Origin of the sequence: Parasphingopyxis sp. CP4 (assembly GCF_013378055.1) — a bacterium.
Taxonomy (GTDB): Bacteria; Pseudomonadota; Alphaproteobacteria; order Sphingomonadales; family Sphingomonadaceae; genus Parasphingopyxis.
On record NZ_CP051130.1, the window covers coordinates 1,040,120 to 1,063,273 of the forward strand.

23 protein-coding genes and 1 pseudogene are annotated in these 23,154 nt (G+C 58.4%); 10 read left to right on the forward strand and 14 right to left on the reverse strand.

Annotation, left to right across the window (positions count from 1 at the left end; translation table 11 throughout):
- Window positions 1-113: 113 nt before the first annotated feature.
- The 3 genes from HFP51_RS04915 to HFP51_RS04925 are packed head-to-tail and all read right to left on the reverse strand — an operon-like array spanning window position 114 to window position 1,745.
- Window positions 114-623: a YqgE/AlgH family protein gene (locus HFP51_RS04915; protein ID WP_176876550.1), complete on the reverse strand. Its 510-nt coding sequence runs from the start codon at window positions 621-623 to the stop codon at window positions 114-116.
- Window positions 624-676: 53 nt separating this feature from the next.
- On the reverse strand, window positions 677-1,423 hold the full coding sequence (locus HFP51_RS04920; RefSeq protein WP_176874634.1) for a hypothetical protein: 747 nt from the start codon (window positions 1,421-1,423) through the stop codon (window positions 677-679).
- Between the two features lie 40 nt (window positions 1,424-1,463).
- Window positions 1,464-1,745 (reverse strand): hypothetical protein, encoded by a 282-nt coding sequence (locus tag HFP51_RS04925; protein WP_176874635.1) that lies wholly within the window; start codon window positions 1,743-1,745, stop codon window positions 1,464-1,466.
- A 190-nt stretch (window positions 1,746-1,935) separates the two neighbouring features.
- On the opposite strand from HFP51_RS04925, the gene HFP51_RS04930 reads away from it, so the two are divergent.
- From HFP51_RS04930 to HFP51_RS04940, 3 genes are all read left to right on the forward strand, one after another.
- Entirely contained in the window at window positions 1,936-2,412 is a 477-nt protein-coding gene (locus HFP51_RS04930; RefSeq protein ID WP_176874636.1) for a peroxiredoxin, read from the forward strand.
- Window positions 2,405-3,865, forward strand: a complete 1,461-nt coding sequence (locus HFP51_RS04935) for an AMP nucleosidase (RefSeq protein WP_370462940.1) — start codon at window positions 2,405-2,407, stop codon at window positions 3,863-3,865. Before HFP51_RS04930 ends, HFP51_RS04935 begins: the two co-directional genes overlap by 8 nt.
- A gap of 109 nt (window positions 3,866-3,974) precedes the next feature.
- Window positions 3,975-4,295, forward strand: coding sequence for a hypothetical protein (locus tag HFP51_RS04940; protein WP_176874637.1), 321 nt, complete (start codon window positions 3,975-3,977; stop codon window positions 4,293-4,295).
- 93 nt (window positions 4,296-4,388) lie between these two features.
- Here HFP51_RS04940 and HFP51_RS04945 read toward each other — a convergent pair whose 3' ends face one another.
- From HFP51_RS04945 to HFP51_RS04965, 5 genes are all read right to left on the reverse strand, one after another.
- Entirely contained in the window at window positions 4,389-6,224 is a 1,836-nt protein-coding gene (locus HFP51_RS04945) for a M2 family metallopeptidase (RefSeq protein ID WP_176874638.1), read from the reverse strand.
- A gap of 491 nt (window positions 6,225-6,715) precedes the next feature.
- The gene (locus HFP51_RS04950; protein WP_255454878.1) at window positions 6,716-7,489 is read right to left on the reverse strand and encodes an alpha/beta fold hydrolase; all 774 of its coding nucleotides are present in this window, start codon (window positions 7,487-7,489) and stop codon (window positions 6,716-6,718) included.
- On the reverse strand, window positions 7,470-7,943 hold the full coding sequence (locus tag HFP51_RS04955) for a GFA family protein (RefSeq protein ID WP_176874640.1): 474 nt from the start codon (window positions 7,941-7,943) through the stop codon (window positions 7,470-7,472). Before HFP51_RS04955 ends, HFP51_RS04950 begins: the two co-directional genes overlap by 20 nt.
- The gene (locus HFP51_RS04960; RefSeq protein WP_176874641.1) at window positions 7,940-8,395 is read right to left on the reverse strand and encodes a GFA family protein; all 456 of its coding nucleotides are present in this window, start codon (window positions 8,393-8,395) and stop codon (window positions 7,940-7,942) included. The genes HFP51_RS04955 and HFP51_RS04960 overlap by 4 nt, the downstream gene beginning before the upstream one ends.
- Window positions 8,392-9,039 carry a 2-hydroxychromene-2-carboxylate isomerase gene (locus HFP51_RS04965; RefSeq protein WP_176874642.1) on the reverse strand — a complete coding sequence of 216 codons (648 nt, stop codon included), beginning with the start codon at window positions 9,037-9,039 and terminating at the stop codon, window positions 8,392-8,394. Before HFP51_RS04965 ends, HFP51_RS04960 begins: the two co-directional genes overlap by 4 nt.
- A 172-nt stretch (window positions 9,040-9,211) precedes the next feature.
- On the opposite strand from HFP51_RS04965, the gene HFP51_RS04970 reads away from it, so the two are divergent.
- Together HFP51_RS04970 and HFP51_RS04975 are read left to right on the forward strand one after the other, a co-directional pair.
- Window positions 9,212-10,288, forward strand: a complete 1,077-nt coding sequence (locus HFP51_RS04970) for an HlyD family secretion protein (RefSeq protein ID WP_255454881.1) — start codon at window positions 9,212-9,214, stop codon at window positions 10,286-10,288.
- The gene (locus tag HFP51_RS04975) at window positions 10,275-11,843 is read left to right on the forward strand and encodes an MDR family MFS transporter (protein WP_176874643.1); all 1,569 of its coding nucleotides are present in this window, start codon (window positions 10,275-10,277) and stop codon (window positions 11,841-11,843) included. The genes HFP51_RS04970 and HFP51_RS04975 overlap by 14 nt, the downstream gene beginning before the upstream one ends.
- Window positions 11,844-11,954: 111 nt before the next feature.
- Here HFP51_RS04975 and HFP51_RS04980 read toward each other — a convergent pair whose 3' ends face one another.
- Window positions 11,955-12,983 (reverse strand): aspartate-semialdehyde dehydrogenase, encoded by a 1,029-nt coding sequence (locus tag HFP51_RS04980; RefSeq protein ID WP_176874644.1) that lies wholly within the window; start codon window positions 12,981-12,983, stop codon window positions 11,955-11,957.
- A gap of 160 nt (window positions 12,984-13,143) precedes the next feature.
- On the opposite strand from HFP51_RS04980, the gene HFP51_RS04985 reads away from it, so the two are divergent.
- Complete coding sequence (locus HFP51_RS04985; protein WP_176874645.1) at window positions 13,144-14,379, forward strand: hypothetical protein; 1,236 nt, start codon at window positions 13,144-13,146, stop codon at window positions 14,377-14,379.
- A gap of 74 nt (window positions 14,380-14,453) precedes the next feature.
- On the opposite strand, the gene rplS is transcribed toward HFP51_RS04985, so the two are convergent.
- The 5 genes and pseudogenes from rplS to ffh all read right to left on the reverse strand — a co-directional run bounded on the left by rplS (window position 14,454) and on the right by ffh (window position 18,192).
- Window positions 14,454-14,873, reverse strand: a complete 420-nt coding sequence (rplS, locus tag HFP51_RS04990; RefSeq protein WP_304622209.1) for a 50S ribosomal protein L19 — start codon at window positions 14,871-14,873, stop codon at window positions 14,454-14,456.
- A 1-nt stretch (window position 14,874) separates the two neighbouring features.
- Entirely contained in the window at window positions 14,875-15,618 is a 744-nt protein-coding gene (gene trmD / locus HFP51_RS04995; protein WP_176874646.1) for a tRNA (guanosine(37)-N1)-methyltransferase TrmD, read from the reverse strand.
- On the reverse strand, window positions 15,615-16,094 hold the full coding sequence (gene rimM / locus HFP51_RS05000; protein ID WP_176874647.1) for a ribosome maturation factor RimM: 480 nt from the start codon (window positions 16,092-16,094) through the stop codon (window positions 15,615-15,617). Before rimM ends, trmD begins: the two co-directional genes overlap by 4 nt.
- 165 nt (window positions 16,095-16,259) lie before the next feature.
- Window positions 16,260-16,694, reverse strand: a pseudogene (gene rpsP, locus HFP51_RS05005) (30S ribosomal protein S16); the annotation flags it as partial.
- A gap of 43 nt (window positions 16,695-16,737) precedes the next feature.
- Window positions 16,738-18,192 carry a signal recognition particle protein gene (gene ffh, locus HFP51_RS05010; protein ID WP_176874649.1) on the reverse strand — a complete coding sequence of 485 codons (1,455 nt, stop codon included), beginning with the start codon at window positions 18,190-18,192 and terminating at the stop codon, window positions 16,738-16,740.
- Window positions 18,193-18,420: 228 nt separating this feature from the next.
- Here ffh and HFP51_RS05015 point away from each other — a divergent pair, with 228 nt between their 5' ends.
- The 4 genes from HFP51_RS05015 to ftsY all read left to right on the forward strand — a co-directional run bounded on the left by HFP51_RS05015 (window position 18,421) and on the right by ftsY (window position 23,153).
- A complete protein-coding gene (locus tag HFP51_RS05015) occupies window positions 18,421-20,073 on the forward strand; it encodes a bifunctional diguanylate cyclase/phosphodiesterase (RefSeq protein ID WP_176874650.1) in 1,653 nt (550 codons plus the stop codon).
- 76 nt (window positions 20,074-20,149) lie between these two features.
- Window positions 20,150-20,971: a diaminopimelate epimerase gene (gene dapF, locus HFP51_RS05020; protein WP_176874651.1), complete on the forward strand. Its 822-nt coding sequence runs from the start codon at window positions 20,150-20,152 to the stop codon at window positions 20,969-20,971.
- A complete protein-coding gene (gene mtaB / locus HFP51_RS05025) occupies window positions 20,968-22,215 on the forward strand; it encodes a tRNA (N(6)-L-threonylcarbamoyladenosine(37)-C(2))-methylthiotransferase MtaB (protein ID WP_176874652.1) in 1,248 nt (415 codons plus the stop codon). Before dapF ends, mtaB begins: the two co-directional genes overlap by 4 nt.
- Complete coding sequence (gene ftsY / locus HFP51_RS05030; RefSeq protein WP_176874653.1) at window positions 22,212-23,153, forward strand: signal recognition particle-docking protein FtsY; 942 nt, start codon at window positions 22,212-22,214, stop codon at window positions 23,151-23,153. The genes mtaB and ftsY overlap by 4 nt, the downstream gene beginning before the upstream one ends.
- The last annotated feature ends 1 nt before the right edge of the window (window position 23,154 follow it).

A 23,154-nucleotide genomic window follows, 5' to 3' on the forward strand; every position in this document is an offset into this window, starting at 1 on the left:
AAAGAAAGGCCGCGCGACAAGACCGGCGACCGTTATGAGCGCTCATTTACCGAGCCGGTGCCGCGATTGCAAATGGAATATAAAGAATTCTTTATATGCGGAGCTGGAGACGCTCAGGCATGCCCCGCATCATGGGCGAGCAGCGCCGGATCGACGCCGGACTTGCGATAGCTGGCTGCCCAGCGGTCTTCGGCTTCGGTTTCGAACAATATCTCACTGTCGCCATCGGCGGTGAACCATCCATGGCGGGTCATTTCCTCGTCGAGCTGGCCGGCAGACCAGCCCGCATAGCCCAGCGCCGAGAGCCAGTGTTTCGGCCCCTTCCCTTCTGAGATTGCCCGCAGGATATCCAAGGTGCCGGTGAGCCCCCATTTGTCACCGACTTGGACACTGTCTTCGCCGCCCCAATCCAGGCTGTGCAGGATGAAGCCGCGCTGCGGCTCGACCGGCCCGCCCATATGGACCGGCACATCGGGAGCTTCGCCGACCTCGATATCAAGCTGTTTGAGCAAGCTGTGAAACCCGACATTAGCGATCACATCGCCCACCCCAATGCCGAGCGCGCCTTCTTCGTCATGCGCGCACATCGCAATCACCGCGCGTTCGAACCGCGGATCGCCCATGCCCGGCAAGGCGAGCAATAGCTGGCCCGAATAGAAGGGCGGCGTTTCGTTGGTCAGCGGCTCAGCTCCCTTTGTGTCGTTCTTACCCAATCGAGGATAGGTTTGTCGTCGCCAATCTGGGTCCGGTCCATCTGCCGGCTATTGTGCAGAATTTCATCAAGCTGCGCTTTGGCCTCATCGTTCCGGCCCATTTTGAGGAGCAGGCCCGCATAGCGGCCGCGCGCTTCTATTCCAGCCAGCCGGGTCACAATATCGGCAAACAGGTCTGCCGCCTCTTCGTTGCGATCAAGATGTTCGAGGATGCGTGCCTTGAGCAACCATCGGCGGTCCTGCGTACTGACTTGCTCGACCGGTTCAATCTCATCGAACAGATCGAGCGCTTTTTGCGCATTCCCATTCTCAAACAAGGCAGACGCATACCGAACCAGCAACTTGTCTTCCCGTCCATGCGGCCCGGATAATATATGCTCATAATGCTCGATCGCACCTGCGTGATCCCCAATTTTTGCCAGGGCATCCGCAAGACGGGTCCGATTTGCCAAGCTGTCCGTTATCTCTAGCTGTTCCCGCGCTTGGCGAAGCTCGCGCTCCGGATCGATCTTTTCCAGCGCTTTCTTCTCGGCATAGCGCACATGCCGGTTTCCGCGCATGCCTGGCAGAACCTCAAGCAAGAAATAGGCAAGACTGCCCAATAAGGGCGCTATCATGATTCCCAGAATCCAGAGTTTGGGCCGATCGGTGCGGATGACGTGAATGACAGTCACCAGCTGAATAGCACCGACAAGAATGAAATAACCCAATTAACGTGATCCTTTCGTAAGGATTTGTGTGCGGTCCGCCTTAGTCCTCTTCCGGCGGCTGGTAGCGGGAGCGGTTGTAATAAAGGTCGTCGCAATATTCGCGCTCATTATCTTCCATACATTCGCGCCAATCACGGCCAAGCTCTTCTTCTTCCTCGCGGATTTCGCGCCCGCGATTGCGATCGGCTTCGTCCTGGCTCGTGGTGGCCCAATCGGCCACCTGGCCAACGGCACGCACGGGTGCGGTCACGACATCTACCGCTGTGCGGGCGATGCAACCGCTCAACAGCAGGGCCATCAGGGCGACAATCATGATACGCATTTCACTCTCCCTTGGCAGAAACACCCCGCCCAAGACTCGGGTTCCTGCAATAGCCGTGTTAGCCGATGGCGGGCAATGATAAGGATGGCGAGACGGCTTTTTGCGGCGAATAGCGCTGGACGTCCGCAAAGTTTCATGGTTGATCACGAGCAACAAATACCAATATCCCCCTGAGCAACAGGAGATTCAAATGACGATTAGCGAAGGCGATACGCTTCCCCAGACCGGTTTTGTGACAATGACGGAAAATGGCCCGCAGCCTGTGGACCATGGCCAGTTCTTTGGTGGCCGCCGCGTCGCCCTATTCTCGGTACCGGGCGCATTCACGCCAACTTGCTCCGCCAAGCATCTGCCAAGCTATGTCGAAAAGGCCGATGAACTGAAAGCCAAGGGCATCGATGAGATTGCGACGACCGCGGTCAACGACGCTTTTGTGATGGGCGAATGGACCAAGGACGCTGACCAGGTCACCGCACTCGCCGACGGCAATGGCGATTTTGTGGAAGCCGTTGGCCTGACCATGGACGGAACCGGATTTGGCATGGGCAAACGCGGCCAGCGTTTCTCGATGATCGTCAATGATGGCGTGGTTGAAAAGCTCAACGTCGAAGCACCGGGCGAATACAAGGTCAGCTCCGCAGAGCATATGCTGGCACAGCTTGACTGAGGCCGAAACAAACGCGGCCGTTACCAAGGTCATTGATGCGCTCGACCTGCATTATGGTGAGAGCATAGACCGGCTGCGTGCGGCCCTGCGCGCCTATATTGATGATGGTTCCCTGCCCGACCAAAAGGTCCGGGCGACGGGCGGCTTTGCCTATCCGGAGATCCGGCTGAGTTATGACGGTTCGGGCGCGCTCGGCGATCGCCCGCCGCGGTCTTTTGGCCGGCTCGGCGAAGAAGGAACCTATGCGATCACCGTGACGCGGCCGGAAATGTTCCGCAATTATCTTGCCGATCAGCTCGGCATCCTGATGACCGACTATCCGGTCAGTGTCGAAGTGGGACCAAGTCATCAGGATATCCCCTTTCCCTATGTGCTGGACGGCAGCGGGATCGAGCTGGGCGAGCTGCGTGCCGAGGAACTGGCGCGTCATTTCCCGGCGACCGAGCTTTCGCATATCGGCGATGAGCTGGCCGACGGGACCTGGGACGATAGCCTTGCCAAATATCGCCCGCTCGCGCTGTTCGATGCGCTGCGCACCGATTTCAGCCTGGCCCGGCTGCGCCATTACACGGGCACGCCGCCGGAACATGTCCAGCGCTATATCCTGTTCACCAACTATCAGCGCTATGTCGACGAGTTCGTGCAATGGGGTTGCGAACAACTCAAGAGCGGCGATCGTTATCTGACATTATCCGGTGCGGGCGGCGTCGAACTGACCGCGGACCATGCCGATCCGGCGGCGCTCGAAACCGCAGCGGCAGCGCGCAAGCACCAGATGCCGGCCTATCACCTGACCGCCAAAGGCCGGGCCGGGATCACGATCGTCAATATCGGCGTCGGGCCAAGCAATGCGAAGACGATCACCGATCATCTTGCGGTTCTGCGCCCCGAAGCCTGGCTGATGATCGGCCATTGCGGCGGGTTACGACCGAGCCAGCGGATCGGCGATTATGTGCTCGCCCATGCCTATCTGCGCGACGACAATGTGCTGAACGCGGTGCTCCCGCCCGAAATCCCGATCCCGCCAATCGCGGAAGTGCAGCAGGCGCTGGAGACCGCCGCACGCGGTGTGACGGGCGAAGAGGCCGATGCGCTCAAGCGCCGGATGCGGACGGGCACGCTGGTCACCACCGATGATCGCAATTGGGAGCTGCGCTACAGCCAGTCAGCGCTGCGCTTCTCGCTCTCCCGCGCCGTCGCCATCGATATGGAATCCGCGACCATCGCGGCCCAGGGCTATCGCTATCGTGTGCCCTATGGGACGCTGCTCTGCGTCTCGGACAAACCGCTTCATGGCGAGCTCAAACTGCCGGGCCAGGCGAACCTCTTCTACGATCAGGCGGTGAGCGAGCATATCCAGATCGGCATCGCCGCCGTTGACGAACTGCGCGGCTTTGGCACCCGGCTTCATAGTCGAAAGCTGCGCGCCTTCGACGAACCGCCCTTTCGATAGGATAGTTTTCACCAATGTCGTTCAGCCTTGTTTCAGGGGCCTGCGACTATTGCTACGCTTTGCACCCCGCACGCCGCCGGCCCGATGGGCCTGAAGGAGATCGAAAATCATGACTGACGAAGCCACCCAAGTGACCAAAACCGAAAAACTGGCCGAGACGGCGAAATCCGTGTCCGAGAAAGCCGGTGAAACGGCCAAGGGTGCTGCCGCCAAAGTCAGCAGCGGAGCGAAGGATGCCGCCGCCAAGGTTTCGAGCGGCGCGAAAGCCGCCAAGTCCAAAGTGGCAGATGGCGCAAAGGCCGCCACCGAAACGGTGAAGAAACACCCGATCAAAACGGCTGCAGCCGTCGGCGGTGTTGCCGCCGCAGCAGCAGGCGCGGTTGTCGGCAAGAAAATGTACGACAAGCGCAAGGCCAACAAGGAAGGCTAGACCGCCAGCCCTTACGGTAGAACACTAAGACCGCGATGATCCGCATCCCGACCGTCATAAGCGACGGCGCGGGACGCGGATATTATCGCGCGTTTACCAGCCGCACTGACGCCCTTCATTCTGCTCTTCGAGCCAGCTCTGCAGCGGCTGGAAGTAAGCAAGCAGCGGTTCGGCCGACATTTCGCGGGTGCCGGTAAAGGCTTCCAGCGCTTCGGGCCAAGGCCGTGACGATCCCATTTCGAGCATCGCGTTCAAACGCTCGCCGACTTCCTCATTCCCGTAGAAGGAACAGCGGTGCAGCGGGCCATCCCAACCGGCCTGTTCACAGGCGGCTTGGTAGAATTGGAACTGCAGGATCCGCGCGAGGAAATAGCGCGTGTAGGACACATTGTTCGGCACATGATATTTTGCACCGGGATCGAAATTCTCTTCGCTTCGCTCGGTTGGCGGGGTGATCCCCTGATAGCGAAGACGCATTTCATTCCATGCGGCGTTGTAATTGTCCGGCGTGATCGAACCGTCGAACACACCCCAGCGCCAGCGATCGATCAGCAAGCCGAATGGCAGGAAGGCTACCTTGTCCATCGCCTGGCGAAGCAACAGGCCGGTATCCCGATCGGCGCCCGGCACATTGGCTTCATCCAACAGACCAACCTGCACCAGATATTCCGGCGTCACGCTCAAGGCGATCATATCGCCAATCGCTTCGTGGAATCCGTCATTGGCGCTGTTCCGGAAGATCATCGGCTGCTGGTTATAGGCGCGCTGATAATAGTTATGACCGAGCTCATGATGCACGGTGACAAAGTCATCGGCATTGACGCGCGTGCACATCTTGATCCGCAGATCATCGACATTGTCGAGGTTCCATGCGCTCGCATGGCACACCACATTACGATCGCGCGGTTCGGTAATCTGTGAGCGTTCCCAGAAGGTTTCAGGTAACGGATCAAAGCCAAGCGAGCTGAAAAAGCCTTCGCCCTGACGGACAATCTGTTCCGGTGTGTAGTCGGCGGCTTCCAGCAATGCCGTCAGGTCATATCCGACATCGCCAGCACCTTCCGGCGCCACGATATCGTAGATATTGCCCCATTCCTGAGCCCACATATTGCCAAGCAGATCAGCACGGATCGGGCCGGTTTCACCCTGCACCTCGTCGCCATATTCCTCGTTCAGCTCAGCGCGCACATAGCAATGCAGCTGTTCGTAGAGCGGCCGGGTCTCGTTCCACAGACGCTCGGTCAGCGCGGCAAATTCATCCGGACTCATATCATAGCCGGATCGCCACAGATCGCCGACATTGTCATAGCCAAGTTCGGTGGCACCTTCGTTGGCGATGGTAACAATCCGCGAATATTGATCGCGCATATCGGCGGCATCATTGTGCCAGCTCGTCCACATCTCGGCGAGTAGCGACGGATCGCGCACCGAGCCCATCCGAGCTTCGGCTTCATTGCCGTTGATCTCTTCGCCATTCATCGTCGCACGGCCTGTCGAATAGGCGGTGCTCAGCGCGGTTGCGATCTCGTTGAGCTCAGCGGCAGCGCCATCGCGGGTCGGTGCGGGCATACCGATACCAGAGCGCATCTGATCGAGTTGGCGGCTGGTGCCATAGTCGAGACCATCGACTTCGGCCCAACGGGCAGACTCATTGGCAAGACGGACCAGCATCTCGGTAATCTGGGTCCCGAAATAGGTGTTTAACCGATCGGTATCCGTGTTGAGATAGGTGGAATTCACCCAGGCAGCGCGAGCCGCAATATCAAACAGATCGAGCAATTCCTGATTGGCCTCTGCAACAAAGGCTTGCGCAGCCTCCGGCGTGCGTTCGACACTTTCGCCCGCATGATTATCGGCCAGTGCCGGTGATGCAGCCAGGACAGTGCCAACCGCCAGCACCGACGCGCCAAGCTTTCCAAAGATTTTCATGAGCTCATTCCCCTCTGAACATATATGCTGCGCGTTTGACCAAGGCACCGGACACGGGTCAAGGCCGTTGGTCGAAAGATCTCGCCATCGAGGGGGTTGGCGGGGCTCGTTCGCGCTCGTCATTGCGAGCACAGCGAAGCAATCCCGAGCGGATAGACTCAGTACATGCGGCTCTGGATTGCCACGTCGCCTAACGGCTCCTCGCAATAACGGATGTGGATTGAGGGTGCATTGTGCTCCGGCGCAGGCCGGAGCCTAGCGCTGGTAGAGATACGTTATGCGGTTGGTGCGGGACTGGGCTCCGGCATTGCGCCGGAGCACAAAGCGGCAAATCGACCCGCAAGCCTGTTTCGTCACCCTGAACTTGTTTCAGGGTCCACCGCGCCATTGGCACAGTCGGTGCGATCTGATGGGTGGATGCTGAAACGAGTTCAGCATGAAGGGTTATGGAGGAACGCGACTCCCCTCCCCTTGATGGGGAGGGCTAACGGCTAGACAACCTCGCCCAGCCAATTCGCCAATGCCGCACCGAAATCGGGCTTCACAATGCAGCTCATATGACCGCCGGGCACTTGAACGTGCATCGCATTGGGGAGCACAGCCGTCAGATCCGCATGACTGCCATTATCTTCATCTTCTTCGCCGGCCAGGACCAGGGTCGGCATTGTGATCTCGCGGAGCGCATCCTCGGGCGTGTTGGTGAAGACGTTCAAGACCTGGAGCAATGCTTCGGGATCGCCCTTTGTGGTCTTCAGAAAGGCTTCGGCCATCCATTCGGGCGAATGTTTCGGATGATTGCCGAGATTGGTCAGGATATGCCGGAAATGATCGGCACGACTGGCAAGACTGGTCAGCCCTGATAGCCCCATGCCGGAAATGATAAGTCGCGCCGGCCGGGCACCAAGCACGTGCATGCGGACAACAGTCCGCGCGCCAAGCGAATATCCGCCGAGATCATAATCGGTGAGACCAAGGTGCGCGATCAGCCCAAGGCTGTCGCGCGCCAATATGTCGGCCGGATAGGCGGCTGGATCGTGCGGCTTGGCGCTGTCTCCATGAGCGCGCAAATCCGGCATGATGACGCGATAGCCCTGTGCAACCAGCATCTCGGCATGGCCGTATCGGATCCAGTTTGTATGCGCGTTGGAGAAAAAGCCGTGCAGCAACAGCAACGGTCGCCCTTCCCCCATCTCGCGATAGGCGAGCGCGTAACCGTCCTCGCTCTCATAATGGTGGATCGGCAGGTTATTCGGGGAGTTTGCCAATTGTGTCCTTCCAGCGTTTGACGAGCGGCTCATATTCATCGGTGCGCTTGCGCGGCAGCGCGCGGGTGTCGAGCCAGGCTTCGTGAATATTCTCAGCGCCGAAATGATGCGTCGGCGTGAAGCGGATGGGATCATCAAAGGATCCGATCGTCAGATCGATATGCTCGCTATCCGGATAATCGAATGTCAGCGGTGTGCCGCAGTCTGCGCAATGGCCGCGGCGCGCGATTGGTGAGCTCTTATAATAATCGGGTTCTGGCGTCGTCCAAGTCACACTGTCTTTGGGCACATTCTTGAAGGCAATCGCCAAGCCGCCTCCTGCCCGCTGGCACATGCGACAATGGCACAGATAGCCGTCATTATCAGTAATCGAGACCGCGTAACGGACCCTTCCGCACATGCAGCCACCTTCTACGGATGTCTCGTTGCGAGCTCCTTTTGTATCCTCGCTCATCCGGCTTCTAGCCTGTTTTTCGTATCGAGAATTTCGAACCAGTCGGCTTCGCTCGGCATCTTTTCGAACACCCGATGACCATCCGGAATTTCTAGCCATTCTTGTTTCGACCGCACCCAGATATGCGCGACGGGAGTGAGGGTCTTGCTGTTATCCAATGTCCCTGCTCGAACTGTGACCAACCCCTCGCGACCGGTCACTTTCGCAAAAAGGCGTACCAAGCAGGTGGCGCAGCAATGGATGGTACTGACCCGGCCATTTGGGAGATCTTGGTCGGCGGTAACAACCTTCCCTTCGATGATGAATTTATTTGCGAATACAGGCATTTGAAGGACGAACGCACTGCCACTATGGGTCTGACATTCGGTGCAGTGGCACGCATAGCAAGGCGGTGAATCCTCCTCGATGCGATAACGCACCGCTCCACACAGGCATCCGCCTTCCAAGCTCATCGTTCCGTCAGGCCTTTCTGTTTCATCCGCCAAAGGGCCAGTTCGATCCGATCTTGGCCAAAAAACGGCTCGCCATCGAAGACCAGGGTCGGGACGCCCCAATGGCCGGCAGCTTCGAGCGCCTCTTGATTGGCAGCGATTTCGGCGTCGAGTTCTTCCGGTTCCGCTTCTGCCTCGGCATCCAGCTCGGCTAAATCCAGCCCGGCGCGCTCAACCGCCTTGGCGAGATGATCACCCTCGTGCCAATTTGGCGTCCCACCCCAGATGAGCTGCGAAACCTCATCGGCAAATTCAAATCCCTTGCCCCTGCGTGCAGCCGCCTGGCCCGCGCGCAGCAGTCGGAAGATATACGGCTGATCATCGGAAATCTTGCGGGTCGCGATATCCTGGACAATCGGATCGGGATTGGGCGGCCCCATCGGGATCCCTTCAAACTGCGCGACCCGAAAAATGTCCTGGAATGTATAGCCAAGCCAGTTGGGGTGGTTTTTTTCGAAGAAATCCGGCTCGCGGATCGCCAGCGGATAGACAGGCTTGAGCGCGATTTCGAGGTCATAATCGACCATCAATTGGCGATATCGCCCGGTTGCCAAATAGCTGTAAGGGCTGCGGAAAGACCAATAAAGATCGGCATGCAGGGTCATATGGGCAGTTCCTGTCAATTCGTCGAAATGCTGTGCCCTAGTGATAATGGCTATTCGCCATCAGGGCCACTGTGACTCAAAAGACTCACTTTGGTGGCGATTTTCCAATTATGTCTCGCCAAAGCGCACACTCTGTGCGATTCTTCGGGTTCGTCTGAGAGGATGTCGCATAGTGGCCGAGCAAGACCCGCAAATAACCGCGGATACAATGGCTGACGGGGTGGAGACGGAGAAGAAACGTTCTCCGCTCAAGCTATTCATGATGCTGCTGGTGCCCGCCTTGGTCATCGGTTTCGGCGTCTATTGGTACATGACATCGGGTCGATATGTGTCGACCGACAATGCCTATGTGCAGCAGAATATTGTCGAAATCAGCCCGGAAGTCGGCGGCCGGATCGTTGCCGTCATGGTCGAAGAAAACCAGCAGGTTGAAGCTGGGGACATCCTGTTCCGGATCGATCCTGAACCCTATCGGATCGCCGTACAGCAAGCCGAAGCCGATATCAGCGACGCCCAGCTTGCGCTTGAACAGGCCGAAACCTCGGTCTCGACCAGCGGCGTCGATATCTCGACGGCCCAGGCCAATGTGGAGTTTGCCCAGCGCAATCTCGCGCGGGAACGCGAACTCATGGATCGCGGTTTCAATACCCGCGCACGGGTTGAGTCATTTGAAAACCAGCTTTCCGAAGCCCGCGCACGACTGAACGCAGCGCGCGCGGCGCAGCAGGATGCACGTGCCGCAGTCGGCAGTGCCAGCAGCCGTGGTGCACGATCCGAATTTCCGGCAATTGCCGCTGCCCGCGCGATGCGCGAAGAAGCGCAGCTCAACCTCGAACGCACCGTTATCCGAGCCCCAGTGAGCGGAACGATCAGTGAGGTTGATCGCCTGCAGATCGGCCAGATGGCGAGCTCCGGCACGACAGTGGTCAGCATTGTCGCGCGCGACGCGACCTGGATCGAAGCCAATTTCAAGGAAACCGACCTCAATCATATGCGGGTCGGCCAGCCAGCCGAAGTAACGTTCGATGCCTATCCCGATCTTGTGGTTGAAGGCCGGGTCGGCAGCATTGGCGCAGGCACGGGCTCGGAATTCTCAATCCTGCCGCCGCAAAATGCGACCGGCAATTGGGTCAAAGTCACCCAGCGCGTGCCGGTCCGTATCGAGATTGACGGAACGCCAGCACGGCAAATGATCACCGGGCTGAGCGCCGAAGTACGCGTCGATATTCGCGACGATGGCGGACAATAGCACCGCCGAGCCGGAGGACGATGCTCTCCTCCAGGTCCGCTATAAAGGGCTGCTGACCTTCGCCATCATGCTGGCGATGACGATGCAGATCATCGACACCACGATCATCAACGTCGCACTGCCGCATATGCGCACGAGCCTCGGCGCGACGATCGATTCCATTGCCTGGGTGCTGACCAGCTACATCGTCGCGACCGCGGTCGCTATCCCGATCACCGGCTGGCTGTCCGACCGGATCGGATCGCGCAACCTGTTCCTGGGCGCGGTCGCTTTCTTCATCGTGGCGTCGGTGCTGTGCGGTGCGGCGACGACACTGGAGCAGATGGTTCTGTTCCGCATCTTGCAGGGCATCGCCGCGGCCTTCATTGGCCCGATCTCGCAAACCGCGATGCTCGACATCAACCCCTCGCATAAACATGGCCAGGCAATGGCGATCTGGAGCCTGGGTGCGGTGCTCGGCCCGATCATCGGCCCGGTGATCGGTGGCTATATCACCGAGAGCTATAGCTGGCGCTGGGTCTTCTATGTGAACGTACCGCTGGGCGGGCTGATCCTCGTATTGCTCTGGTTCCTGCTGCCGACCCGCAAGATCGATCGGCGCGGCTTCGATCTGTTCGGCTTCTCGATGTTTGCGCTTGGCCTTGCAGCGCTGCAGCTCGTTCTCGACCGTGGCCAGACCCTGGACTGGCTCGACAGCACCGAAATCTGGATCGGGATTGGTTGCATAATCATCGGCTTCTGGGTGTTCACCGTACATATGATCGGCGGCCGCAATACGCTGCTCTCACCGGCGATATTCAGGGATCGCAACCTTGTCGCATCGCTGGTGAACCTGCTGCTTGTCGGCATTGTCGTCTTCGCGATCATGGCGCTGATCGCGCCCCTCCTCCAAGGCGTACTCAACTATCCGGTGATCACCGCCGGCCTGCTGCTCGCGCCCAGAGGCATCGGCGTGATCATCGCCATGGCACTGGCTGCGCGGCTGATGAACATGATGGACGCGCGCATCCTGCTCGCGCTGGGTTGGGCGATCTGCGGCTGGTCCTGCTATATGATGATCGGCTGGTCGATCGAGATGGACTGGTGGCCGGTCTTCACGGTCGGCGTGATCCAGGGGCTCGGCATCGGCTTCATCTTCGTACCGCTGAACGTGATCGCCTTTGCGACGCTCCCGATCAGCCTCCGGCCGGAAGGCGCAGCGCTCATGAACCTCGCCCGCAATGTCGGTGCATCCCTCGGCATTTCGATCACGGCGAGTAACGTCGCGCGCGCGCAGCAGATCAGTCATGCCGATCTCGGCGCCAATATCACGCCATCCACCCTACCCTCGCTCGGCCTCGAACGGCTTAACCTGCCCGCCGGCCAAGTCGCCATGCTGGTTGATGCCGAGATCAACCGCCAGGCGCTGATGATCGGTTATCTCAACAATTTCTGGCTTATCATGTGGGGCTGCATCATCGCCGTACCCGCCGCAATGCTGCTCAAAAAGATACCCCCGACCGGAACGGCGACAGTCGACAAGGAACCGGACGGCGAATTGAAGCCAGCGGAGTAGCAGATTGTCATTGCGAGCGTAGCGAAGCAATCCAGAGCGGCAGGCAATAGCGTTTACGGCTCTGGATTGCCGCACCGGCTTTCGGCCGCCTCGCAATGACGTAGCTTTCGACTAAGCAGCCTTTTTCAGGTGCCGGCGACCGAGCAGTTCGGCGATCTGGACCGCATTGAGCGCCGCGCCCTTGCGCAGATTGTCCGACACACACCACAAGCTCAGGCCGTTATCGACGGTGGGATCGTCGCGCACGCGGCTGATGAACGTTGCGCCATCGCCGACGCATTCGATCGGCGTGACATACCCGCCATCTTCGCGCTTATCGACGAGCATGATGCCCGGTGCCTCGCGCAGAATTGCCTGCGCGTCTTCGGCCGAGAGTTCATCCTCAAATTCGATATTCACCGCTTCGGCATGACCGACAAAGACCGGCACGCGAACACAGGTAGCGCTGAGCTTGATCTTCGGATCGAGGATCTTCTTCGTCTCGACCATCATCTTCCACTCTTCCTTGGTCGATCCATCTTCCAGGAAGACATCGATATGCGGAATGACGTTGAATGCGATCTGCTTGGTGAATTTGTCTGCCTCGGCCGTATCGCCGACAAAAATGTCGCGCGATTGCTTGAACAGCTCATCCATGCCCGATTTCCCGGCACCGGACGTCGACTGATAGGTCGCCACGACGACGCGTTTGATCTTGGCGACATCGTGGAGCGGCTTCAGCGCCACAACGAGCTGCGCCGTCGAACAATTGGGATTGGCGATGATATTCTTCGCCCGATAGCCATCAATCGCCTCGGGATTTACCTCCGGTACGATCAGCGGAACATCCGGATCCATCCGGAAGAGCGAACTATTGTCGATGACCGTGCATCCGGCTTCGGCTGCCTTGGGGCCATATTCCTGAGCCGGTCCGGAACCCGCGGCAAACAGCGCAATATCCCATTCGGAAAAATCGAAATGTTCGATGTTCTGGCATTTGAGCATGCGCTCGGTTTCGCCGAATTCGACTTCCATACCGTGCGAGCGCGACGATGCGACCGCGGCAATTTCGTCTGCCGGAAACTCACGTTCGGCAAGACAGGCGAGCATTTCGCGCCCGACATTCCCCGTCGCTCCGACAACAGCAACCCGATAACCCATAATCCCAAACTTCCTTGTTAGCAGGCGCACCATTTAGGGTGTGTCCAACCATTCGCCAAGCCAGTCTTTTTATAGCCCGGACAAACTCCCCTTCTCTCTTGACCCGATCAGCCTTCCTTGCCTACTGTATTATATAAATAATACAGCGGGAGACGACTACGTGCTCAAGGGACTTTCAATAGCTGCAATCCTTCTCGCCTCGACCACGGCCGGACACGCCCAATCTGAGACCGAACCCGATCCGCTGCGCGCAGCCGCCGAAGAAAATGTCCTTGAGATCACACGCAATGCAGATGGATCCATATCCGGTGCCGGTTGGGATCAGCTGATTACCGATGGATCGGAAGCCCAATTCTTCCTGGTCGGCGAGCAGCATGCCACGGCCGATATCGGCGAAGTCTCACGCGCCCTGTATCGCGCGCTGGACCCGCAAGGTTATGACTATATGGCGATGGAAGTCGGGCCCTATGGCATGGCTTCAGCAGAAGCGATGCTGGCGGAAAGTCCGACGGCCCTGCGGGATTATATCGCAACCCCGGGAAACGGTCTTGTGATCCCCTTTCTCTTTTTCTCCGAAGATCTCGATATTGTCGAAGATGCCGCGCGATTGTCTGATGCACCTTCGGAGATTTTCTGGGGCATCGATCAGGAGTTTATCGCTGGCGGGCCATTGCTTGCGGCCCGCTTGGCCGAACTCAGCCGCACCGATGCGCAACGCGCGGCAGTCGCGGACTTCACCAGCCTTGCCCAGACCAACCAGATGGCTGTCGGGATGACGCCGCCCGAAGAGTTCGCCGCATTGCGATCCGCCTTTGATACCGGGCAAGACGCCGAGGCGCTCGAAATCGTTGAAGCGATACTGCTGACCAATGAAATCTACGCGCCATTCACCGGCCGTGGCGGGGCGATCTACTCCGCAAATCTCACCCGCGAAAACTATATGAAGGCCAATTTTCTGCGCGCATTTGAACGGGCCGAAGCGCGCGACGGCGAGGCTCCCCGCGTCTATTTCAAGTTCGGCGCCAGCCATATGATGCGCGGGCTGAGCAACACGAATGTGCCAGCGCTCGGCAACTTCCTTGTCGAGTGGGGGCGTACGCGCGCCTTCCAGGTCGTCAATGTGATGATCGATTGTCTGGGCGGCGAAGCGCGCGATCCGAGGTCCGGCGAAACAACCCCGTGCGAATCCTATCTGCTTGAGGAAGATTCGCTGATCGGCAATGTTCTGGATGACAGGCCGCTCGCGTTGATTGATTTGCGGCCCCTGCGCCCACTCATCCGCCGATCTACTGAAATCGACGCTGGATCACGCGCCCTGATCTTCGGCTTCGACTATTATCTGGCCATCCGCGATGTGCGGCCCGCGACATTGGTCGGCACTTCGGCAGGCGAATAGGGCCTGCGCTCGGCCCAAAGAAAAAGGGCCGCTCAATCGAGCGACCCTTTTGCTGTCTTGCAAGACGGAGCGACTTAGCTTTCAGCGGTTTCCGCTGCTTCAGGCGCTTCGGTCTTGATCGTTTCTTTCTCGCGATCGTCACGGGCTTCGGCGATACGCGCGCTCTTACCGGTGCGACCACGCAGATAGTAAAGCTTGGCGCGACGCACGATGCCGCGCTTCAGCACGGTCACGCTGTCGACATTCGGGCTGTACAGCGGGAATACACGCTCAACGCCTTCGCCGAACGAGATTTTGCGAACCGTGAAGCTCGATCCCATGCCGCGATTGGTACGCGCGATGCACACGCCTTCGAAATTCTGAATACGGGTTCGGGTGCCTTCGACAACCTTCACACCCACACGAACAGTGTCGCCCGCTTTGAATTCGGGGAGCTTCTTGTCCGTCGTAATGCTCTCAATGGCTTCCGCCTCGAGCTGTTCGATGAGATTCATCTCATTCGTCCTTTGCTTTATCGCGTTGCGCGCCAGAGGGCGACTGATCCGAAGCGCCAGAGTAGCGCTCCCAAAGATCCGGCCGCCGTGACCGTGTAATCGCTTCTGCCTGGCGTTTCCGCCACGAAGCGATTTTCGCATGATCCCCCGATCGCAACACTTCAGGGATCGTGCGCCCTTCCCATTCAACAGGCCGGGTATAGTGCGGATATTCAAGAAGCCCCTGTTCGAAGCTTTCTTCATCACCGCTTGAAGCCGCGCCCATTACCCCGGGAAGCAGCCTTATGCAAGCGTCTAACAGCGCCAAAGCGCCGATTTCGCCACCAGAGAGCACATAATCGCCGATTGAGACCTCCTCAACCGGGCGCCCTTCGAAAATCCGCTCGTCAAAACCCTCAAAGCGCCCGCACAGGATGGATACCCCGGAACCGGCTGAGAGCTCCCGCACCCGCGCTTGGGAGAGCGGCGTTCCGCGTGGTGACATCGCCAGTACCGGCGCATTCGGTTCGCGTTCCAACGCGGCATCGATTGCTGCGCCTAGCACATCCGCCTTCATCACCATGCCGGCACCGCCGCCTGCTGGTGTATCATCCACCGTATGATGCTTGTCAGTCGCGAAATCGCGGATTTGCAGGGTTTCGAGCGACCAAAGCCCCTCATCCCGCGCCCGCCCGGCAATCGAATGACCGAGCGGCCCGGGAAACATTTCCGGGTACAGGGTGAGGATGGTGGCGGCGAAGGTCATGGCAGGAAATCGTTATCCAGTATGATCTCAGTATCCGATGCGGTGATCGCCCGTATCGGTACCATGAAATCGGATCCATCGGGCTGTTTGATCTCGATTATGTCACCGGCGCCGAAATTTTCGACATTGACCACTTCGCCGATCGGATCACCCTCTTCGCTGACGCACGGCAGGCCCAACAGGTCCGCATGATAATATTCGCCCTCTTCCAAAGGCGGGAGGGCGGAGCGCGGAACTGTCAGCTCGGTACCGCGCAAGGCCTCGGCGGCGTTGCGGTCCGTCACTTCGGCAAAGCGGGCGATCGGCATCTTGCCGGTTTCGCGCACGGATTTGAGCGTAAGCGATTGCCCACCCGCCTCAAACGCCTTGAAGCGTTTGAAACTGGCCAGGCTTTCGGAAAAGAGCTTGAGACGCACCTCACCGCCAATGCCATGCGCTCCGGCAATGGCGGCGAGGGTAATGCGCTTCTCGGCCAAGGCTTAGCTCTTGGCTTCTTCTTTCTCAGCGTCTTCGGCAGGCGCTTCTTCTTCAGCAGCAGCTTCCTCAGCAGGCGCTTCCTCAGCCGGGGCTTCGTCGGCCTTGGCTTCTTCAGCTGGAGCTTCTTCAGCGGGCGCTTCGTCAGCCTTGGCTTCTTCTGCTGGTGCTTCCTCAGCGGCTGCTTCTTCGGCCGGTGCTTCTTCAGCGGGCGCTTCTTCAGCAGGGGCTTCTTCAGCCGGAGCAGCAGCGGCTTCTGCAGCAGCCTTTTCCTTCTCGGCACGCTCTTCAACGCGTTCCTTGGCCTTTTCGCCCGGTTCCGCTTTTTGCGGGTTGTTGCGCGGCTGACGCTCCATGATACCGGCGGCATCGAGGAAGCGCAGGACGCGGTCGGACGGCTGGGCGCCGACCGAAAGCCAATGCTTGGCGCGATCTTCATCGAGCTTCACGCGATCAGGATTATCCTTGGCGAGCAGCGGATTATAGCTGCCGATACGTTCGATGAACTTGCCGTCCCGCGCCTTGCGAGAATCGGTAACGACGATCTTGTAGTAGGGCCGCTTTTTTGCGCCACCGCGCGACAGCCGAATTGCTACTGGCATTGATATTTCCTTCTTTCAAAAATCAGTTCTGTTTCAAATAACTCTAGCGTTTCAGTAATTTATCGAGTCCGGGTGGAACGCCCTGCCCTGGCATTCCAGGGAGACCTGGCACACCGCCAGGCGGCATTCCGCCATCGCCGGGCGGCAGGCCATCTGGTCCGCCGCCGCCGAACATCTTCATCAATCCCTTAAGGCCGCCCATCTTCTTGATGCGCTTCATCGCTGATGACATTTCCTTGTGCATCTTGATGAGCTTGTTGACCTCCTGAACGGTCGTCCCCGAGCCCATGGCGACGCGCCGCTTGCGCTTCGCGTTCAACAGCCCGGGTTTTGCGCGCTCGTCCTTGGTCATCGAGCTGATGATCGCATCCATGTGAACCAGCACTTTGTCATCCATGCCGCTCTGATCCATCGCAGCTTTCGCTTTCTTCATGCCGGGCAACATGCCGGCCAAAGCGCCAAGCCCGCCCATGCGCTGCATCTGCGAGAGCTGGGTGCGCAGGTCGTTCATGTCGAACTGGCCCTTGGCCATTTTCTCGGCGAATGCCTCGGCCTCGTCCTTCTGCACCGTCTCTGCGGCGCGTTCCACGAGGCTGACCACATCGCCCATGCCGAGAATACGGCCGGCAACGCGTTCGGGATGAAATTCCTCAATCTCGTCAAGCTTTTCACCGACGCCGACAAATTTAATCGGCGTACCAGTGACCGCGCGCATCGAGAGAGCCGCACCACCGCGGGCATCGCCATCCATCCGGGTGAGCACCGTTCCGGTAAGCGGCACCTGCTCGCTGAAATTCTGTGCGACATTCACGGCATCCTGGCCGGTCAGCGCATCGACAACGAGGAGGATCTCTTCCGGCGTCGCTGCATCGGACACCGCCTTCATTTCGTCCATCAGCTGCTGATCGACATGGAGACGACCCGCGGTATCCAGCATGACCACGTCAAAGCCCTGAAGCTTTGCGGCCTGCAGCGCGCGTTTCGCGATATCGACCGGTTGCTGGCCTTCGACAATCGGAAGCGTTGCGACTTCGGTTTGCGTGCCGAGTACAGCGAGCTGTTCCTGGGCAGCCGGGCGATTAACGTCGAGCGACGCCATCAGCACCTTTTTGCGTCCCTTTTCGGTCAGGCGCTTGGCGATCTTGGCTGTGGTTGTCGTTTTACCCGACCCCTGAAGGCCAACCATCATCACGACATTGGGCGGCGCACCATCAACATTGAGCTCAGACGCTTCTGCGCCCAACATCTCGACCAGCGCGTCATTGACGATTTTGACGACCTGCTGCCCCGGCGTAACGGATTTGAGAACTTGCTGGCCAACCGCCTGTTCCGTGACCCCTTCGACAAAATCACGGGCCACTGGCAGCGCCACATCGGCCTCAAGCAATGCAATGCGTACTTCGCGCATCGCTGCACGAACATCGCTCTCATTAAGCGCACCGCGGCCTTTCAGACGGTCGAATACGCCGCCAAGCCTGTCGCTGAGATTGTCGAACATCGCTCAATTCCTTTCCATTCCACGCATAACGCAAAAAACGCCGGCGGGCGAAACCTCGCCGGCCAGCGTACGCCATTTGGGCGCGCTTAGTGCATTCCTTGCGGAACTGAGGGGCGCAAATACTGCGCATAATCGCAATTTACAAGGGAAAGTCTGGAATCGGCGCAATTAACCCGGTCTTCACTCCGTTCGTGCGATGGAGACATGTAGTTAATGGGGACTTAGATTATGGGCGATAGCGATACTCTCGCTGGGGTAGCCAAGCCATCCGACGCACCAACCCAAGGGATGAGGACGCCACGCGCCCTGATTTCGGGTTCGATTGCGGTGACAACCATCGTGATGTTCGCTGCTCTTGGTGGCGAAGTGATCGCCAATATCATCGCCGGGACCGCATCAACCCGAGACCCAGTTCTGGCTGTGGCACTGATCCTCAATATCGCCCTGATCCTGATTGGCTGGCGCCATCACAATGAAGTGAGCGTCCAGATCCGGTCACACAAAGATGCAGCTAAGCGCGCACGGATGCTTGCGCTGCGCGACCCGCTCACCGGATTTCTCAATCGCCGCGCGCTGAGCGCCGAGGCAGCTTCAATGCTCAGTCGATCGAAGGACCGCAATCGCGTGGTCGCAATGTTCGTCATTGATCTCGACAGTTTCAAATATATCAATGACCTCAATGGCCATCATGTCGGCGACGTATTGCTGCGCGAAGTTGGCAAACGGATTATGAGCGCCCTGCCCGGCTCGGCGCTTGGCGCACGCCTTGGCGGTGACGAATTCGCGGCCGCTTTCCAATTTGACCCAACCAATCCGGCCGCTGTCGATGCAGTGGCGGATGAACTTATCGAACGCATATCGCTGCCGTTCGACATCGAGAACCAATCCATCCAGACGAGTGCATCGGTGGGTATCGCCCGTTCGGATCATGATTGTAACGGTATTGAGACGCTGCTGCGCCGCGCTGATATCGCCATGTATGCGGCCAAGCATCAGGGCAAGAACCGGGCCGTATGGTTCGACGGCAGCATGGAGCGGCTGCTTGAGGAACGTAATCGCGTTGAAGCTGGCATGCGCAAAGGCATTCCTGCCGGTGAGTTCAAACCATATTATGAGCAGCAAATCGATCTGATGACCGGCAAACTGCATGGTTTCGAAGTGCTCGCTCGTTGGGAACATCCGACGCGCGGCATCATCATGCCGGACGAGTTTATTCCGGTGGCCGAAGAATGCGGACTAATCGGCGAACTGTCCGAATGCGTCATGTCGCAGGCCTTTGTCGAGGCCCGGGATTGGGACCAAAATCTTACGTTGTCGGTCAATATTTCCCCGGCGCAGCTCAAGGATCCCTGGCTGGCGCAAAAGGTCATCAAACTGCTGACCGAAACCAATTTCCCGCCCAGCCGGCTGGAAATTGAGATTACGGAAACAGCCTTGTTCGATAATCTGGGCATTGCGCAATCGATCATTTCCAGCCTCAAGAACCAGGGCATTCGCGTCGCCCTTGACGATTTCGGCACCGGCTATTCAAGCCTCGCCCATCTCAGAGCGCTGCCGTTCGACCGGATCAAGATTGATCGCAGCTTTGTAACGTCGATCAATGACGACAATGAAAGCGCAGCGATCGTTGATGCGATTACGCGACTTGGATCCAGCTTGGGCTTGCCTGTGACCGCGGAAGGCATCGAAAACGAACAGATTGAAGAGAGCCTTAAAAATCTCGGCTCCATGGCTGGGCAGGGCTGGCATTTCGGCAAGCCGATGGCGATTGGCCAAACTCGGCGTTTGCTGGCGGATCAGGACAAGCTCAATCCTCGCCCGACCGAAGAAGTTGCCGAAGAAGCGCTTGATGACCTTCGTAAACTGCGCAAGACAGCATAGCCCAGCGCCGATCAGGGCGGTCGATAATCACGCCTTCAAGTAGACACAGGGGCTTCCCAACCCTAAATCGCGCGCCATGCGTCAAACTTCTGAACCTTTGGCATTTCACAAGATGCACGGACTCGGCAATGACTTTGTCATTATCGATGGACGAACGCAGCCTGTTGCAATGACGCAAATGCTGGCGCGCGAAATAGCCGATCGCCGCACCGGCATTGGTTGTGATCAATTGATCGTCCTGGAACCGTCAGACATTGCTGATGTGCGTATGCGTATTTTCAATGCAGATGGTGGCGAAGTGGAGGCCTGTGGCAATGCAGCGCGCTGTGTAACGCTGCTCTTGGGTGACACACCGTCAATCGACACCAATGGCGGCCCTATATCTGGAAGCCTGACAGATGAAGGCGCAACACTGGATATGGGCGAACCGCAGTTCGATTGGGACAAGATCCCCCTCGCCTATGCGATGGACACGCTCGCCATGCCCGTTGGCTGGGAATCGTTGGAGAACCCGGTCGCCGTCAATGTCGGCAATCCCCATGTCATCTTCTTTGTCGATGATATCGCCGCGATTGATCTTGAACGGCTCGGGCCATTGATCGAGACCGATCCGCTGTTTCCTGAGCGCGTCAACGTAAATGTCGCGACTGTTGAAGCTGATAACAGCATCACATTGAGAGTATGGGAGCGCGGCGCCGGATTAACGCGAGCCTGCGGCACCGGAGCATGCGCAACGACGGTCGCTGCTATCCGCCGCAAACTTGTCGATGGAGAAACCACCGTACAATTGCCAGGCGGCGATCTACACATCAGCTGGTCTCCAGGCGGTACGATCCAGATGACCGGCCCAGCGACCCATGTCTTTTCCGGTGAATTCGACATTGAGGCGTTCGCATGAGCGGCCCAGAACTCATAACCCTTGGTTGCCGGCTCAATTTTGCCGAGAGCGAGGCGATGCGCGCAATGGCTTCGGACCGCGACGATCTCGTAATCGTCAATAGCTGCGCTGTTACAGCTGAAGCCGTGCGCAAGACACGCCAGCAAATCCGCAAGGCACGGCGCGCGCGACCAGACGCAGAAATTGTTGTCACCGGCTGCGCGGTTCAGACTGAACCGGAAACCTTCGCCGAAATGCCAGAGGTCAGCCGGTTGCTTGGCAATCGTGACAAGATGATGCCGGAGAGCTTCGCCAGTGATCGTTCACTAGTCTCAGATATCATGGCAGTGCGCGAAACCGCCCCGCATCTCGTCACCGGCTTTTCCGATCGCGCCCGCGCCTTTGTCGAAGTGCAAAATGGCTGTGATCATCGCTGCACCTTTTGCGTGATCCCCTATGGCCGCGGGAATAGCCGATCTGTCCCAGCGGGTCTCGTGGTCGAGCGCATCAAGGCGCTGGTTGATGAAGGCTTTCAGGAAGTCGTGCTAACCGGCGTCGATGTCACCAGCTACGGTCCGGACCTGCCGGGAAGCCCAAGCCTTGGCCTACTCGTAGAGCGCATCCTGAATGGCGTCCCAGATCTGCAACGGCTCCGCCTGTCTTCGCTCGATTCCATCGAAATTGATGATCGGCTGTTTGAGATCATCACGAGCGAGCCACGTTTCATGCCGCACCTTCATCTATCGCTCCAAGCGGGAGACGACATGATCCTCAAGCGGATGAAACGGCGCCACAGCCGCGCGCAGTCTGTCGAGATGGTTGCGCGCCTCAAGGCTGCACGGCCCGAAATCGCGATTGGCGCCGATATTATCGCAGGCTTTCCCACGGAAAGTGACGAGATGGCAGCCAATACCTTAGCGCTCGTCGATGATTGCCAGATCGTATTCGGTCATATCTTCCCTTACTCGGCACGCCGCGGGACGCCAGCAGCGAAGATGCCGCAAGTTCCCGTGCCTGCGCGCAAAGCACGCGCCGAGCGGCTGCGTGAAGCCACAGCGCGTCAAAAGGCCGCCTTTCTGGAACAGCTTGTAAAGACCGAGCAAAATGTCCTGATCGAACGCAAAGACGGTTACGGCCATGGGGAAAACTTCGCTGATGTGATGATCTCCCAGGCTTCGGTGACCGGTGAGGCAATAGTCGGCCAAACGGTTCGCAGTCGCATTACCGGTATCGAGAACGGGAAACTTGTCGGGGAACCAGTGTGAGCGAACAAAAAGGCTGGGGCGAGAAGCTGCGTTTCGGCTTCAAGCGCACATCGGATCGGCTGGGCGGCAATCTTGCTGGATTGGTCACCAAGGAAAAACTGGACGAAGAGACGCTGGACGAGATTGAGGAGGCACTGATTGCCTCTGATCTTGGCCCGTCCGTCGCAGCGCGTGTTCGCGACCGGCTGGCATCAGGTCGGTTTGATAGACACCTGTCGGAACTGGATATCCGCGAAATCGTCGCAGAAGAGCTTGAAGCGATCCTTCGTCCGGTGGCCGTACCGCTGGAGATCGACGCCTTTCCGCGACCGCAAGTCATGCTGGTGATTGGGGTCAACGGATCAGGCAAGACCACGACCATCGCAAAGTTAGGGCATCTGTTCCTCGAGGATGACTATAATGTGATGCTCGTGGCAGGCGATACGTTTCGCGCAGCCGCTATTGGCCAGCTAAAGATATGGGCCGACCGGCTCGATGTTCCGATTATAGCTGGTGATGAAGGTGGTGACGCGGCCAGTCTGGTCTTCGAGGGGGTGAAGCAAGGCACCGAAATCGGCACGGATGTGTTGATTGTCGATACAGCCGGACGGCTTCAAAACAAGAGTCACCTGATGGATGAGCTATCCAAAATTCGTCGTGTTCTTGGGCGGTTAAATGACCAGGCGCCGCACAACGTAATTCTCGTCCTCGATGCGACGACTGGCCAGAATGCCCTATCGCAGATCGAAGTGTTCAAAGAAGTGGCCAATGTCACCGGGCTTGTTATGACAAAGCTGGACGGCACGGCGCGCGGCGGTGTTCTGGTCGCTGCGGCTGAAAAATTCGGATTGCCGATCCATGCCATTGGCGTTGGCGAGACCTTGGAAGATTTGCGGCCGTTTGATCCCAGAGCGGTGGCCCGCGCGATTACTGCCGCGGATGAGTTTGATGGAGCGTAGC

Excerpts from the sequence above, each read along its gene's own strand:
- HFP51_RS04915 (WP_176876550.1), bottom strand. The coding sequence starts at position 623 with ATGGGCGATCCGCGGTTCGAACGCGCGGTGATTGCGATGTGCGCGCAT.
- HFP51_RS04925 (WP_176874635.1), bottom strand. The coding sequence starts at position 1,745 with ATGCGTATCATGATTGTCGCCCTGATGGCCCTGCTGTTGAGCGGTTGC.
- HFP51_RS04930 (WP_176874636.1), top strand. The coding sequence starts at position 1,936 with ATGACGATTAGCGAAGGCGATACGCTTCCCCAGACCGGTTTTGTGACA.
- HFP51_RS04940 (WP_176874637.1), top strand. The coding sequence starts at position 3,975 with ATGACTGACGAAGCCACCCAAGTGACCAAAACCGAAAAACTGGCCGAG.
- HFP51_RS04945 (WP_176874638.1), bottom strand. The coding sequence starts at position 6,224 with ATGAAAATCTTTGGAAAGCTTGGCGCGTCGGTGCTGGCGGTTGGCACT.
- HFP51_RS04955 (WP_176874640.1), bottom strand. The coding sequence starts at position 7,943 with ATGAGCGAGGATACAAAAGGAGCTCGCAACGAGACATCCGTAGAAGGT.
- HFP51_RS04960 (WP_176874641.1), bottom strand. The coding sequence starts at position 8,395 with ATGAGCTTGGAAGGCGGATGCCTGTGTGGAGCGGTGCGTTATCGCATC.
- HFP51_RS04965 (WP_176874642.1), bottom strand. The coding sequence starts at position 9,039 with ATGACCCTGCATGCCGATCTTTATTGGTCTTTCCGCAGCCCTTACAGC.
- HFP51_RS04975 (WP_176874643.1), top strand. The coding sequence starts at position 10,275 with ATGGCGGACAATAGCACCGCCGAGCCGGAGGACGATGCTCTCCTCCAG.
- HFP51_RS04980 (WP_176874644.1), bottom strand. The coding sequence starts at position 12,983 with ATGGGTTATCGGGTTGCTGTTGTCGGAGCGACGGGGAATGTCGGGCGC.
- rplS (WP_304622209.1), bottom strand. The coding sequence starts at position 14,873 with ATGAATCTCATCGAACAGCTCGAGGCGGAAGCCATTGAGAGCATTACG.
- trmD (WP_176874646.1), bottom strand. The coding sequence starts at position 15,618 with ATGACCTTCGCCGCCACCATCCTCACCCTGTACCCGGAAATGTTTCCC.
- ffh (WP_176874649.1), bottom strand. The coding sequence starts at position 18,192 with ATGTTCGACAATCTCAGCGACAGGCTTGGCGGCGTATTCGACCGTCTG.
- HFP51_RS05015 (WP_176874650.1), top strand. The coding sequence starts at position 18,421 with ATGGGCGATAGCGATACTCTCGCTGGGGTAGCCAAGCCATCCGACGCA.
- dapF (WP_176874651.1), top strand. The coding sequence starts at position 20,150 with ATGCGTCAAACTTCTGAACCTTTGGCATTTCACAAGATGCACGGACTC.
- mtaB (WP_176874652.1), top strand. The coding sequence starts at position 20,968 with ATGAGCGGCCCAGAACTCATAACCCTTGGTTGCCGGCTCAATTTTGCC.